At 67.5% G+C, this 12,240-nt stretch carries 14 protein-coding genes; 5 read left to right on the forward strand and 9 right to left on the reverse strand.

All coding sequences use genetic code 11. From position 1 onward, the window contains the following. Positions 1–53 precede the first annotated feature (53 nt). From M1203_RS03925 to M1203_RS03935, 3 genes are read left to right on the forward strand one after another with little or no spacing between them, the layout of a single operon-like run. On the forward strand, positions 54–503 hold the full coding sequence (locus tag M1203_RS03925; protein ID WP_249948070.1) for a hypothetical protein: 450 nt from the start codon (positions 54–56) through the stop codon (positions 501–503). Beyond that, positions 500–2,395, forward strand: coding sequence for an alpha/beta hydrolase (locus M1203_RS03930; protein WP_249948071.1), 1,896 nt, complete (start codon positions 500–502; stop codon positions 2,393–2,395). The genes M1203_RS03925 and M1203_RS03930 overlap by 4 nt, the downstream gene beginning before the upstream one ends. Continuing rightward, a complete protein-coding gene (locus tag M1203_RS03935; protein ID WP_249948072.1) occupies positions 2,392–3,006 on the forward strand; it encodes a hypothetical protein in 615 nt (204 codons plus the stop codon). The genes M1203_RS03930 and M1203_RS03935 overlap by 4 nt, the downstream gene beginning before the upstream one ends. A gap of 60 nt (positions 3,007–3,066) precedes the next feature. On the opposite strand, the gene M1203_RS03940 is transcribed toward M1203_RS03935, so the two are convergent. Beyond that, entirely contained in the window at positions 3,067–3,591 is a 525-nt protein-coding gene (locus M1203_RS03940; RefSeq protein WP_249948073.1) for an ATP-binding protein, read from the reverse strand. A gap of 275 nt (positions 3,592–3,866) precedes the next feature. Here M1203_RS03940 and M1203_RS03945 point away from each other — a divergent pair, with 275 nt between their 5' ends. Together M1203_RS03945 and M1203_RS03950 are read left to right on the forward strand one after the other, a co-directional pair. Beyond that, on the forward strand, positions 3,867–4,718 hold the full coding sequence (locus M1203_RS03945; protein WP_249948074.1) for a helix-turn-helix transcriptional regulator: 852 nt from the start codon (positions 3,867–3,869) through the stop codon (positions 4,716–4,718). 11 nt (positions 4,719–4,729) lie between these two features. Next, positions 4,730–4,921, forward strand: coding sequence for a hypothetical protein (locus M1203_RS03950; protein WP_249948075.1), 192 nt, complete (start codon positions 4,730–4,732; stop codon positions 4,919–4,921). Between the two features lie 88 nt (positions 4,922–5,009). Here the strand turns inward: M1203_RS03950 and M1203_RS03955 are convergent, their stop codons facing one another. From M1203_RS03955 to M1203_RS03990, 8 genes are all read right to left on the reverse strand, one after another. Next, positions 5,010–6,077, reverse strand: coding sequence for a hypothetical protein (locus M1203_RS03955; RefSeq protein WP_249948076.1), 1,068 nt, complete (start codon positions 6,075–6,077; stop codon positions 5,010–5,012). 256 nt (positions 6,078–6,333) lie between these two features. After that, on the reverse strand, positions 6,334–6,990 hold the full coding sequence (locus M1203_RS03960) for an OmpA family protein (RefSeq protein ID WP_374401779.1): 657 nt from the start codon (positions 6,988–6,990) through the stop codon (positions 6,334–6,336). Next, a complete protein-coding gene (locus M1203_RS03965) occupies positions 6,990–7,586 on the reverse strand; it encodes a hypothetical protein (protein ID WP_249948077.1) in 597 nt (198 codons plus the stop codon). The genes M1203_RS03960 and M1203_RS03965 overlap by 1 nt, the downstream gene beginning before the upstream one ends. 29 nt (positions 7,587–7,615) lie before the next feature. Next, on the reverse strand, positions 7,616–8,272 hold the full coding sequence (locus M1203_RS03970) for a pilus assembly protein TadG-related protein (RefSeq protein ID WP_249948078.1): 657 nt from the start codon (positions 8,270–8,272) through the stop codon (positions 7,616–7,618). After that, a complete protein-coding gene (locus tag M1203_RS03975) occupies positions 8,269–8,508 on the reverse strand; it encodes a hypothetical protein (RefSeq protein WP_249948079.1) in 240 nt (79 codons plus the stop codon). The genes M1203_RS03970 and M1203_RS03975 overlap by 4 nt, the downstream gene beginning before the upstream one ends. A 236-nt stretch (positions 8,509–8,744) precedes the next feature. Then, the gene (locus tag M1203_RS03980) at positions 8,745–9,839 is read right to left on the reverse strand and encodes a response regulator transcription factor (RefSeq protein WP_249948080.1); all 1,095 of its coding nucleotides are present in this window, start codon (positions 9,837–9,839) and stop codon (positions 8,745–8,747) included. A 68-nt stretch (positions 9,840–9,907) separates the two neighbouring features. After that, on the reverse strand, positions 9,908–11,257 hold the full coding sequence (locus tag M1203_RS03985) for a sensor histidine kinase (protein WP_249948081.1): 1,350 nt from the start codon (positions 11,255–11,257) through the stop codon (positions 9,908–9,910). A 77-nt stretch (positions 11,258–11,334) separates the two neighbouring features. After that, positions 11,335–12,222, reverse strand: coding sequence for a DUF5936 domain-containing protein (locus M1203_RS03990; protein ID WP_249948504.1), 888 nt, complete (start codon positions 12,220–12,222; stop codon positions 11,335–11,337). Between the last annotated feature and the right edge of the window lie 18 nt (positions 12,223–12,240).

The raw sequence follows: 12,240 nt of genomic DNA on the forward strand, positions 1-12,240 counted from the left end.
CACGGAGCGCAGCACGAAGACACCGGAAAACGGCGACACGGGGAGGGGCGGGCATGGCGACCGAGGCGTACTCGGAATCCTGGCAACAGCTGATCGACCTGACTGGTCAAGAAGGAGAGAGCGCCGCGAACGCGCGGATGTCGTTGGCATCGGCGGGCGGATCGAGCAACACCGCCTCCGAAGGCGACCTGAAGCACACCGAGCGGCCGTGGACGACCGCCGCCGGCGTCGCCGAAGACTTACGGACGAGCACCGCGACGGCCAAGAGCAAGCTGTCATCGGCACATACGGGGGTCGCGGCGGGTATCGAGGGCCTGGCGAGCGCAGGCGTGCTGACGTCGGTGCTCACCTCCTGGGAGGACCGTCTGGGGACCGTGCGGGACGAATGCGGCTCTCTCGCCCCGAAGTTGCGGCAGGTCGGCAAGGACCTGGGGGAACGGGACGTGAAGGTGGAGTCCTCGCTTCAGGGAATCGACACGCCGAGTGACCCGGGGGAGAAATGACCGCTGTGCTGACGTGGCAGCGATTACGCGATCTGAAGTGGTCGGAGCTCCAGGACGCGGCGGACGGCTGGGGCGAGGCCAGTAACCGGGCCGACGCGGCTCGCGACCGTGTGAGCAACGAGATGACGAACCAGCTCGCGAAGTCGCAGAAGGGAGAGGCGGCGACGGCCGCACTCGGACGGCTGAAGCGGCTGGACCGGAACTTCGAGTACATCTACACGGAGTGCGGACTGGTCCGTACGACCCTGAACAGCCTCGCGTTCGAACTGAGCGGCGCGCAAAGGCGGTTGAAGGACGCGCTGGAGGACGCCGCGAACCTGAGGTTCACGGTGGGCGCCGACGGATCGGTCAGTTACCCGGCCGGTGGCGAGAACGTCATCGACGGCAAGGAACTCCCGGGCGGCAGCACGAGCGGGTCTTCCCTGGGCACACCGTACGGCCCCTCGCTGGGCGCTTCCTCGGGGACACCACCGCTGACCCATCCCAACCCGAACCACGCCAAGGCCCAGGGCATCGCCGATCGCATCCTGCGTGCGGTCAACGAGGCCCAGGACATCGACAGCCGCTTCAGCGAAACGCTGGGCAAGCTCAAGGCCGCCCCGGGCCTCACCGTCGATACGAAGACCTGGACGGACGCGGCGGCGGACGCCGCGGCCGTACGGGGCGCGGCGGACGACTACCTGAAGAAGGACATCCCCCACGACAAGTCCCCGGCGGAGCGCAAGGCATGGTGGGGGTCCCTCACGCAGGAACAGCGTGAGGAGTATCTGGCGGTCTACCCGAATGAGATCGGCAACTTGGACGGCATTCCCTCCGACGTGCGCGACACGGCCAACAGAGACAATCTGCAATTGCTGATCGGCAAGTTGGAGGGGCAGGAGAGCGAGAAGGCGCGGGCCCAACTGGCGGGCCTGAAGTCGATCGACGAGCAGTTACGGGCGGACCCGGAGCGGGGCGTGCCCCGGATGTATCTGCTGGGCATCGGCGACGAGGGCAACGGCCGCGCGATCGTGTCGTTCGGCAACCCGGATGCGTCGAGGAACGTGTCCGCTTACGTTCCGGGTCTCGGGACGTCCTTGGACACGGACTTCGCCCGTAACGATGTGCAGCGCGCTCGCGACACCGCCAAGGGTGCGATGCGGTACGACAAGTCCAGCGCGGCGATCGTATGGCTCGGATACGACGCACCGCAGATGCCGGCCGAGAAGCTGCTCGACAACGCGGGCGTGATGTTCGAACGTGACGGCAAGGTCGGGGCGGTCGCCTACAACGACTTCATGGCGGGAATCTCGGCCACAAACCAGAACCCCGATCCGCATGTCACCGCCATCGGCCACTCGTACGGCTCATTCACCGTGGGACAGGCGGCGCAGCGGGACGGCGGCATCCCGGGAGCCGACGACATCATCCTTCTCGGCAGCCCCGGCACCGGCGCGGATTCCGCCGAGGACCTCGGGGTTGGCAAGGGCCATGTGTACGTCGGCGCCGCCGACAACGACCCCGTGACCATGCTGCCGAGCGAGGACGAGGCGAGTGCGATCGGCGCCGGGGCGGTGGGCGGCGCCTCCGTCGGAGCCTCGCTGGGGCTCGTAGGAGGCCCGTTCAGCGGCGCGGTCGGCGGCGCGCTGGGCGGAGTTGTCGGCGGCATAGCCGGATACATGTCGTCGAAGGACGAGAGTCAGCTCTGGTTCGGTACGGATCCGGCCCACGAGGACTTCGGGGCGCAGCGCTTCAAGGTGGACGACGGGCCACGTCCGTTCATCGATGGGGAGGGTGCCACACCGGCCCACTCGAACTACTTCAACCCCGAGAAGGACTCGGAATCCGCCCGTAACATCGCCAAGATCGTCACCGGTCGTGGCGACAAGATCACGGCCGAGGAGCCCCGATGAGGATGCTGCCTGTTGTTCTGCTAGCAGCGCTCGCAGTAGTCACCACCGGATGTTCGAGTCCGGGAACATCCGGAGAGCGGGGAGAGGAAAAGCACGTGGTCAGCAAGATCAGTCTGCAGGAGGCGGCCGAGAAGGCCGACACGATCATGCTGGAGACCATGTCTTCGGTACAGCCGGCGTTGAACTGGGTGCATGACGGGTCTACGGCGAGTGGATGTGGCGACTACACCATCGATGGCAAGCAGACGGGGGCTGTAACACGGCGCGTCGCAGTGATGACCATCGTCTCGGAGGCCAGACGCGGGAGCCTGCTCGGTGTGGTGGAACGGCAGTGGAAGAAGCAGGGCTACGAGATCACCAGCGTGGACAGCGACAAGGAGTTCCCAGCCGTCGACGCCCGAACCTCGGAGGATTTCCGGATGAGCGTCGCGGTCGGCGACAAGGGCCAGTTCTTCTTCGATGTCGTCACTCCGTGCTTCATCGATTCGGAGGTCGCCCCGCCCAAGACGACGGACAACGGGACCCCCTTCGAGGGGGTGGAGGTCCCGTATCCCTCCGTCCACTCCGACTTCTGGTCCGCGAACACCCCGATCCCATCCCCTTCCTCCTGACAGCAACACCACACGGACGGTGATCCTTCGGGCCCCGGGACCCACCCGACGAAGGCCGGTTCAGAGGCGCCTCTCGCCCCCATGGGGGCGCCGACACGGCAGTACCGCCCATGACTTGACTCCCCGCTGCGGCGGCTCCGCCTCCGCCGTGCCCCACTCGCCCCCGCAGTCGCTGACACATGCGGCGAGCAGCCAGAGCGCGCCCCGACGGCGTTCCGCGCAGACGCTCACGTCGTCGGGGTCGGTGTGGCGCGGGTGCTGGTCCCAGAGGACGAGGCGGAGGGCGCCCGCGCGGTGGCGAAGGGAGAGGTAGACCTCCCGGCCCGGCGTCAGTCCGACCGCTGTGCCGATCAGTTCCGTGGCAGCGAGTACGGCCAGGTCCGCGTACGGGGCGAGCCCGTGCACGTCCAGCGCGGACCGGATCGCGGTACGCGCGGTGGCCGCGCAATGCGGTTCACCGGGAAGAGTGAAGCTGTAGGCCAGGCCCTCAAGACGGGGCGGCCGGTTGCGGCGTCGGCCGGCGAGGCCCGCGTTAGCGAGGACGGGCTGGGCCACCGGGCAGTGCGTGGCGCGCGTGAGCGGCATGGGTGTCTCCCTTGGACGGGGCGGGTCGGGTCGTCTTCCGCGACGCGGCTGAGCGGTGGCTTGTCTCCCTGACGCGGGACTGCCCCTCCCAGGGAAGGAGTTGTGGGCAGGACCGCGTGATGCACTTCCAACTCATCTGCGTGAGCGATGCGTTACTCAACGTAGAGTAGAGAGTGGAACATGTGCCACTCGGATCCACACATTGCCTCCCATTGGGTGGACCCTGCGGGTCGTGCCGGGGCAGACTGGCCGCACCAGGCAGAAGGAAGAGACGTATGCCTACGAGAACAACACCGACCGAGCGTCAGAGGCGGCTGGGTGCCGAACTGCGCAGGTTGCGTACAGCGGCGGGACTGACGACGGAATACGCTGCTGGCCTGCTCGGCCTCGACCGTACGAAGGTCTCGAACATGGAGTCCGGTATCCGGGCGACTTCGCCTGAGCGCGTGCGCATACTGTGCAGCAACTACGACTGTCCGGACGAGAAGTACATCGCCGCCCTCGCCAACATGGCCACGAATCTCCAGCCGGGCTGGTGGGAGCAGTACCGGGGCAAGTTGCCTCAGGGGCTGCTGGACGTGGCCGAGTTGGAGTGGCGTGCAACGCGTCTGCGCACGCTCCAGACCGTCCATCTTCCGGGACTGCTCCACTTGAGCGGCTACGCGCGCGCCGTATTCGCTTCGGCCATCCCTTCGCTGCCCACTTCTGAGATTGAGCTACGCGTCTCCCATCGCCTCCAGCGTCAGCAAGTACTGGAGCGCGAGACCCCTGTCCACTACATCGGATACGTACACGAAGCTGCCCTCCGCATGCAGTTCGGGGGCCGCCGGGCCACGCGTGAGCAGCTTGACCATCTATGCGCCGTGTCCGAACGCGCGAACATCGAGGTGCGCGTACTGCCGGTTGCCGTCGGGGAGTTCCCAGGTGCCGGGCACGCCGTCCTGTATGCCGAGGGGCCGGTGCCGCAGCTGGACACCGTCCAACTCGATTCGGCGCACGGCCCGGAGTTCAGTCACGCCGAGGCACAACTCGCCAAATATCGAGGCCACTTGGACTGGATGGAGAAGCACACACTGGACTCCGCAAAGTCGCGTGACTTCATTCGCGAGATCGCACACGAACTCTGAGAGAGGTCAACATGCCAGAGATCCACTGGGAAGAGCCATTCTGCGCCGAGGGCAACAACTGCTTCCGCATAGGCACGGACGAGGACGGCAACGGCTATATCTCCGTACTCGGCCAGGAGAACCACTACCTCACCGACAGCCGCGACGCCCTGCGCAGTCTGATCCGCGAGATCAAGGCCGGCAAGGCCGACCACCTGCTCTGAACCTCCGAACGCGCACACACTGAGGGGGCCGGATCCACAAACCGACTGTGGACCCGCCCCCTCACCGCGTGGCAGGCATGGACCGCCTTCACTCCCCTGTCGGCAGGCGCAGGTCCGTACAGTTGTGCCGCTTGGCCGACCGCTCCGCGAACTCCCGGAACGCGGGCAGTCCAAAGGTCTCTTCGCCCTTCTCTCCGGGGAGCCACACGGTGGCTGCCTCGCGCGGCACGATCCCGGTGAACCGCGCACGCTCGGCATCGCCGGGGCAGCGGGCGCTCGCCCACAGCCCGCGGCCGTTGGCTCCGGCTTCCGCGCGCGTGCTGAGGGTGTCACGGTCCCCCGTAGGCAGTGCGTACGGGCCGAAACCCGCGGAGAAGAAGTACGTGTCGCTGAAGTAGTGCGAGGCCCCGACTTCACAGATCTCGTACAGGCTATTGCTGCTGGTCACAGTCTCCTCGACAGTGTCCAGCCGCTGGTCACGGGCGAAGGGAAGGCCCGCACAGGTGCCGTCCGCGCCCGCGATCGACTCAGGTCCGGAGCGCGCGGGCAGCGCCCGGAGGGCTTTACCCCCCTCGGCCTCGCAGCCCCAGTGCGCCGAGGCCTTGACGGCCGTCGCCGCGGCGAACCGGCCCCAGTACAGGTCGCTGTCGAGCCATCCGGTCTCCTGCTCCAGCCGCTCCTCGGAGGTGTACGAGCCGACCGTCACTGAGACGAGGTCCTCATCGTCCCGGCAACTGAGCAGGACCCGGATCGAATCACCGTCGGCCGCACCGCGCCAGCCGCCGGTCAGCGGCACGGGCAGCATGCTGCCGTCAAAGGGCGGCAGGATCCGCTCCAAGTCCATGTTCCGGTCATCCTCGGCGTCGGCGGGAAGCAGCGCTACGGTCACCTCCGTCAGCTCTTCGCCGAGCAGGCAGAAGTGCGCGTTCGGACCGAGGGCATTGTCGTTCCGCAGTTTCGCGTAGGGCCCCAGACCCTCGAACAGGGAGCTCTTCTCGTAGGCGAGCACACCTCCGCAGAAGGTCTCCATGGCATCGTCAAAGCGCCAGCGGGCCGCAGTGTCGCTCTCCCGCCACCAGATCCAGGCCGCCAGCAACCCGAGGACCAGTACCCCCGCTGTCCATCCCGTCCACCGGACCACTGTCGTACGTCTCATGCCCGACCTCACTTCTCTTGCCAAGAGCTCGACGCATACCTCAGCCACACTTCGATTTCTCGTGCGGCCAAGGTGCCCGCGCAGCGAACGCGAGCGGTAGCGGTAGCGGTACGGATCACGGCCCTCGTCAACCGAGTTGGTGACGCTCCGACCCACGAGACTCACGGCGGCGGCACAAGTGCCGCCGCCGTGCGGTTCTCGCTGAGATTGTGCGGCGAGTCTTGGGACCCGCCCCCTCAGCTGGCGGCTCGGAAGCCTACTGGCCCTCTCCGCGCGGGAAGGAGACCTCCACGCGACGGTTCTTCTTGCGGCCTTCTTCGGTGCTGTTGTCCGCGATCGGGTACTGCTCGCCGTAGCCGCGGATCTCGAACGTGATCCCGCCGGAGGTCAGTTGCCCCTGTAGGACACCGTGCACGGCATCGGCGCGCTGCTTGGAGAGCACGTCCCCGTGCGCGGCGGAGCCGAGGTTGTCCGTGAAGCCGAAGACCCGGACCTTCGTCGCGCCCTGCTTCTTGATCTCCTCGGCGATGGCGGCGATACGGGAGTTCGCGGCGGACGACAGCCTGGCGCTGTCCTTGCCGAAGAGGACCTCGGCCTGGAGCGCGAACTTCACGTTCTCGTTCGTGTCCTCGCGACGCTCTTCACCGCCCTCGGACTCGACGACCGAGATGATGTCGAGCACCTTGGCCGGCGCGAGGGTGGCGCCCGCGCGAAGCTTGAGGCCGGAGGACTTGCCGTCCACCTCGGGTGGTGGCGAGGTGGACTCCGTACCCGGCGGGGTACTCGGAGTCTCGTCGGCGCGCGCCCCGGCGGCCATGGTGAACTGGGCACTGGTGAAGAGCACAGCGGCGGCGACAGCCGTCACCGCCGGGCGCCTGGAGACCCTGCGTGCGCGGGACGTCGTGGCACCCATCAGGAGATCTCAATCGTGGCGGTGGGCATCATCGGGAGCTGAAGGTCGACCTGTGTGGTGGAGTCAGGAGGGGCGGGGAACTGAGCGAAGATGGCGACCTTCTCATCGGGCTTGACGTCCACGACGCCGGTGGTGGTCAGCGGATAGCCGTCCGTGTCACGCAGCACGTAGTAACGCTTCTTCTCCGCCTTGTCCACGACCGTGAACCCGGCGAAGGACCTTCCCGTGCGGGCTACTTGGGTTTCCTTGCCGTTCCAGCTGACCGGCGCGTACTCCTGCTTGGAGCCCGTGTTCGTGAGGGTGCCGCTCACGGTGAGAAAGCCGCCCTCGTCGCGCTCGGCGGAGTGGATGATGATTTCGAGCCCGTTCGCGGCGCGCATGGTCGCCAGGACCTGGCTGGTGTCAGGTGTCTCACCACCGGCGCCGTCGTCCTTCGGCGTCCCCGTGCTCGGGTTGGCCGACGCGGAGTTCCCGCCATCCTCCTTGGCACCGTCCCCCCCGCCACCGCCACAGGCCGTCAGAGAGACGGTCAGCGCGGTGGACGCGAGGGCCACCGCCGCAGCCCTGCGCGCCTTCGCTCCGTGCCACATGCTCATGAGTGCCATTCCTTTGCGTTCGCTCGCGGTCAGTCCTGGGCCAGTCGGACGGAGAATAGATCAGCCATGTCCGGGAGAAGGTCAAGATGTTCCGGATCGATGTCCCAGCCCGGGCGGCCGTCGCACTGAAGGGTGCCCGGGGACACCGGCTCGGCGTCGTCCGAGTCCTCCGACTCCTCCCCGTCCTCGGACTGCTCCTCGTCCTCGGCGGGCTCGAAGCTGCACCGGGGGACGACGACCGCCGTGGCATCTGCCTCGGCGTGCTTGTCCTCGGTCTCCGAGAGGATGTTGGGGCCCATCGGCTCCTGAGTGCGGACAGCGACCCTGAAGCCCCAGCGGCCGTCATTCAGCGGCACGCATTCGCCCGGCACCACATCGGCGCCGTTCTGGTCGGCGAACCGGGTCGCGGCATCGCAGCCGCCGGCAGTGCCGATCGGGTTGCCGTTGAAGACGTCATCCAGAAAATCGGGGTCCAGCAGTCCCGCCAGCAGACCGTCACGGAACAGATCACGTGACTCCTGGGCCGCCGCCAAGGCAGCGGCGTCCGCGGCTCCCTGAGCCTCATTGCGTGTCGCACCGGCCTGACCGACCGCGAAGAACGCGAGCGCGAGAAAGAGCAGGCCCGCCACCATCGTGATGTAGATGGGAGCGGCCTGCCCTGACTCGCTGGAAGTGCTACGCGTCACTCCCCGCCACCGAGGATCTCTCCGACCTTCTCGGTCAGGCCATCGGCGATGGTCGAAGCCACGTCCGTGCCGACGATGGCCGCGATGATCAGCGCCACCAGCACGATCACACCCACGTACTCGACAGCACCCTGACCCTTGTCGCGACGGGCCTTCATCGCCGTGACGGCCGTGTTCGCCCAGGTGCCGACGTAGACCTTGGTGGCGGTGGCGGCCTTCAGCGTGATGTTCGACATGGTGTTCTCCTCCGGTGTCGGCCGGCCGTGTACCGGCCGACTCGTACGAGTCTTTGATGTCGTTCGCGCTGCCGGCTTCCTCCTGGCCGGTGTCGCTTGCGACATGAGAAAAGTACGTCGGGGAGGCATCCTCTGCCATGGGCCTCAGGGCCCAACCAGGGGCCCAATCAGGGGATTGGGTCCTGTCCCTCACGGTGCCGTCCGGTGCCCCTGTGGTCCGGGGGGCGTCTGTGCGCTCAGCCATGGTCGGCCGCCCGTCCCCGGGCTATCCCGTGCCAGAGAGCGATGGCCTCGCCGCGGCTGCCCGCGTTCAGCTTGGTGAAGATGCGGTTGATGTGGTTCTTGACGGTCTTCTGGCTGATGAAGCAGGCGGCGGCGATCTGCTGATTGGTCATTCCCGACCCGATCAGGTCCATGATCTCCACCTCCCGCTGGCTCAGTTCGGAGTACAGCCCCTCGGGGTGCCCCGACTGTGGCCCCCGAGATGAATGTCCCACATTTCCTTGCGAAAGCAAAGGCTCTGGAGGAGATTGTTGCGCGTTCAACACTGGATCAACGTGCCCTGGCTGGGCGTTCATTGAGGGGAGGGGCGGCTGCGGGCCAAGCGGTGCACCATATGCAGGTGCAGATGATTGAATCGGTGCCGCGGGGCGATAACCGGAGCCTGTGAACGCCGTACCCAGGCCCTCCGGCAGGCCCACCGGTCCGCCGTCGGCTCCCGGGCCGTTCCGTACCGTCGCCAGCAGCGCGCTGGAGGCGGAGTAGGTGAAGTGGGCCCGGCCCTGCTTGATGTCGCGTACGGCGTGCACCAGTTGGTCCGCCGTGAACTCGCCGTGGACCAGATAGCCACCCGCGCCCAGTCTCAGCGCCTCGTGGACGATCTCGCTCTCGCGGCTGTACGTCATCATCAGAACCGGTGCCAGCCGCACCAGATGCGGGAGCGCGGAGATGCCGTCGACTCCCGGCATGCGTACGTCCAGCAGAATGACATCGGGGCGGTGCTGTACGGCCTGTTCGTACGCCTGGCGGCCGTCCGATGCCTCCGCGACGACCTCCAGGTCGTCGCGTCCGGAGAGCAGGACGGTAAGTCCCGCCCGTACCACCGGGTTGTCGTCGGCGACCACGACGCGCAGGGGCGGCGCCGCCGGCATCGTATGGGGGAAGTCGGGGAGTTCTCCGGATGCCGCCGGCGGTGCGGATGTGGGTGTGGGTGTGGGGACTCCGGCGGTCTGTTCCGAGCTGAGCGGTGTGGCGTGCGAGGACGTGTGCTGCGAGGCATGGGCCTGCTGTGTCCAGTGCTGCCCGGAGCTTCTGGAGGTGTCGTCCGGCATTGGCTGCGGCCTCCTCTCAAGGTGTGGGAGCGGCGGATGGGTCAGTGCTGTGTATGTGGCCTTCGCGGTCAGTTCAGTTGGGGTGCGGGGTGTGGGTGCGGGTGCGGGGCGAACTGCCCCTCTTGACTGGGGTGCAGGGCGGTGAGCGGCAGTTCCAGACGTACTTCCGTGCCCTTCGCGGCCCGGCCCTTGCCGATCCGGATCCGGGCTCCGATGGAGGCCGCCCGCTCGACCATGCCGACGAGGCCGAAGTGGCCTGCCCGCCGCAGATCGTCGAGGGTGGTGCCGGGCGGCAGGCCCTGCCCGTCGTCGTACACGCTGATCCGCAGGAGATCGCGGACGACCCCGGCCGAGACCTTGACAAAGGTCGGGTTCGCGTGACGCTGCGCGTTCTCCATCGCCTCGCCGGCGATCGTGAGGGCGTGCCGGGCGACGGCGTGCGGAATGGGCGGCACGGATACCTCACCGAGCCGTCCGAAGGTCGCCTCGACACCGTGCCGGCGTGCGAAGTCCGCTGTACGGGATTGCAGTTCGGCCAGTACGTCGACCCCGCCGTCCAGTCCGGATTCACGCCGCAGATCGGAGAGCAGTTCCCGTGACTCCGCGGCGGCCCGACGAGCGGAGCGTGCCACCAGCTCCGCCTGATGCTTGACGGTCAGGGGGTCCATCCGGTCGGCCGAATGCGCCAGACCTTCCGCAGCCAGGGCAAGACCATGGAGCGTCTTGGCCACCGAGTCGTGCATCTCACGGGCGAGCCGGGCGCGCTCCTCCTCGACGGCGCCGTGCACCGCGAGCCTTGCTCGGGCCTCGGTCAGGGCCTGGCTGGCGGTGCCGAAGCCCAGCATCAGACTGCGCAACGTACTGCCGATCGCTCCCGCGATCACACAGAACCCCGGCAGGAGAAGGGCGCTGAATCCCGCCTCCGCCTGGGTGTTCACGGTGTACGCGACGGCCACGATCAGGGACTGGAGTACGGCGAACAGCGCGGCCCCGCGCCAGCCGTACACCAGCCCGGCGAGCAGCGGGGTACACATGGTGACGTACGCGAGCGTCGAGTCCGGGGACGCCGTGACGAGCAGGAGCGCGCCGAAAAGCATGTCGGCCGCCAGCAGCACGGGATGGCGCAGCAGGAAGGGCCCGAATCGCTCCCAGTCGCGCAGCAGGACGTACGAGACCATGAACGTCACGACCACGGCCGAGCCCACGAGCCAGGTGGCGACGCCCGGTACGGTACGGGCGAGGGCGAAGGGAGCGGCGAGCGCGATCATGGCGAGCCGGAAGCCGAACACCTGGCGGCACAACGCCTGAAGAGCGTTGACCTGGATCGGGAGCGAGGGCACATGGCTCGGGGCCGCTGTGGCCGAACGCGGCACCTCATTGGTGTTTCCGCCGGTGAGCGTGAGCGTTTTCTGACCCATGGAGATCACCTCCCCTTCGGACGAGTGCGGTCGGATGGTCGGACATGTGAATGGCTACGAGGTGACGTCCTGTCGAACTACCCGGAGAGAATGCTCCCGAAATCGACGTTGGAACCGTAGTAGAAGCTCAGAACGATCAGGATCATGGTGGCGGGCAGCATCACCATGGTCACCACGAGCGTGCTCTTCGGTACCGCCTGAGCGGCGCTGCGCCGGGAGTTCTGCGCGTCCGCGCGGCGCATGTCATTGGCGATCTGTATCAGGGTGTCCACGATGGGCGCACCCAGCTCCTCGCCCTGCTGGAGCGCCGTGACGAACATCGACACCTGCTCGGAGGCGTTGCGTTTGCGGAGCTGCTCAAAGGCCTCCCGGCGACTGACGCCCATGTCCATCTGACGCAGGGTGATGCGGAGTTCGTCGGACCAGGGACCGGTGTACTTGTCCGCGACACGCTCCAGCGCCTGGCGGAAACCGAGCCCCGCCGAGACGACCACGGCGAGGACGTCCAGGAAGTCGGGCAGCGTGCGCTCGATGTCCGACTTACGCCTGCGGATGGCAGCCCAGATGATCACATCGGGCCAGGCAAGACCGTATGCCACCGCGACGAGCGCGACGACCGTCTGCCCCCGGGTGACCATCGCGAGCGCCGCCAGCACACCCAGGGCTCCATAGACGGCCCGGCGGGCGGCGAAGCGGTCGACGGTCATACCACCCGGGTTGCCTGCCATGTCGAGTCGACGGCGCAGGGTTTCGACCCGCTTCGGGCCCATCATGCGAAGCACGTTGGGGGCCCAGCGCATGCCGAGCCGGTCGATACCGGATCCCACAGCGGTCGTCCGCGTGGCGCCGACCTCCAGCGCGATCGCCAGGTCTCCCGGGAGCTTGGCGTCCGCACGGTACATACGAATGCCGTGGAAGACGCCGTACACGGCCAGCCCCACGGCGACCGAGAGCAGAAGTCCCATCATGTGTCCTCTCCCGCC

Source organism: Streptomyces sp. 35G-GA-8 (assembly GCF_023534745.1).
Classification (GTDB): domain Bacteria; phylum Actinomycetota; class Actinomycetes; order Streptomycetales; family Streptomycetaceae; genus Streptomyces.

Bases quoted from the DNA above. Each gene is read 5' to 3' on its own strand.
- M1203_RS03925 (WP_249948070.1), top strand. From the start codon at position 54: ATGGCGACCGAGGCGTACTCGGAATCCTGGCAACAGCTGATCGACCTG.
- M1203_RS03985 (WP_249948081.1), bottom strand. From the start codon at position 11,257: ATGGGTCAGAAAACGCTCACGCTCACCGGCGGAAACACCAATGAGGTG.
- M1203_RS03980 (WP_249948080.1), bottom strand. From the start codon at position 9,839: ATGCCGGACGACACCTCCAGAAGCTCCGGGCAGCACTGGACACAGCAG.
- M1203_RS03975 (WP_249948079.1), bottom strand. From the start codon at position 8,508: ATGTCGAACATCACGCTGAAGGCCGCCACCGCCACCAAGGTCTACGTC.
- M1203_RS03990 (WP_249948504.1), bottom strand. From the start codon at position 12,222: ATGGGACTTCTGCTCTCGGTCGCCGTGGGGCTGGCCGTGTACGGCGTC.
- M1203_RS03960 (WP_374401779.1), bottom strand. From the start codon at position 6,990: ATGGGTGCCACGACGTCCCGCGCACGCAGGGTCTCCAGGCGCCCGGCG.
- M1203_RS03940 (WP_249948073.1), bottom strand. From the start codon at position 3,591: ATGCCGCTCACGCGCGCCACGCACTGCCCGGTGGCCCAGCCCGTCCTC.
- M1203_RS03935 (WP_249948072.1), top strand. From the start codon at position 2,392: ATGAGGATGCTGCCTGTTGTTCTGCTAGCAGCGCTCGCAGTAGTCACC.
- M1203_RS03950 (WP_249948075.1), top strand. From the start codon at position 4,730: ATGCCAGAGATCCACTGGGAAGAGCCATTCTGCGCCGAGGGCAACAAC.
- M1203_RS03965 (WP_249948077.1), bottom strand. From the start codon at position 7,586: ATGAGCATGTGGCACGGAGCGAAGGCGCGCAGGGCTGCGGCGGTGGCC.
- M1203_RS03955 (WP_249948076.1), bottom strand. From the start codon at position 6,077: ATGAGACGTACGACAGTGGTCCGGTGGACGGGATGGACAGCGGGGGTA.
- M1203_RS03945 (WP_249948074.1), top strand. From the start codon at position 3,867: ATGCCTACGAGAACAACACCGACCGAGCGTCAGAGGCGGCTGGGTGCC.
- M1203_RS03930 (WP_249948071.1), top strand. From the start codon at position 500: ATGACCGCTGTGCTGACGTGGCAGCGATTACGCGATCTGAAGTGGTCG.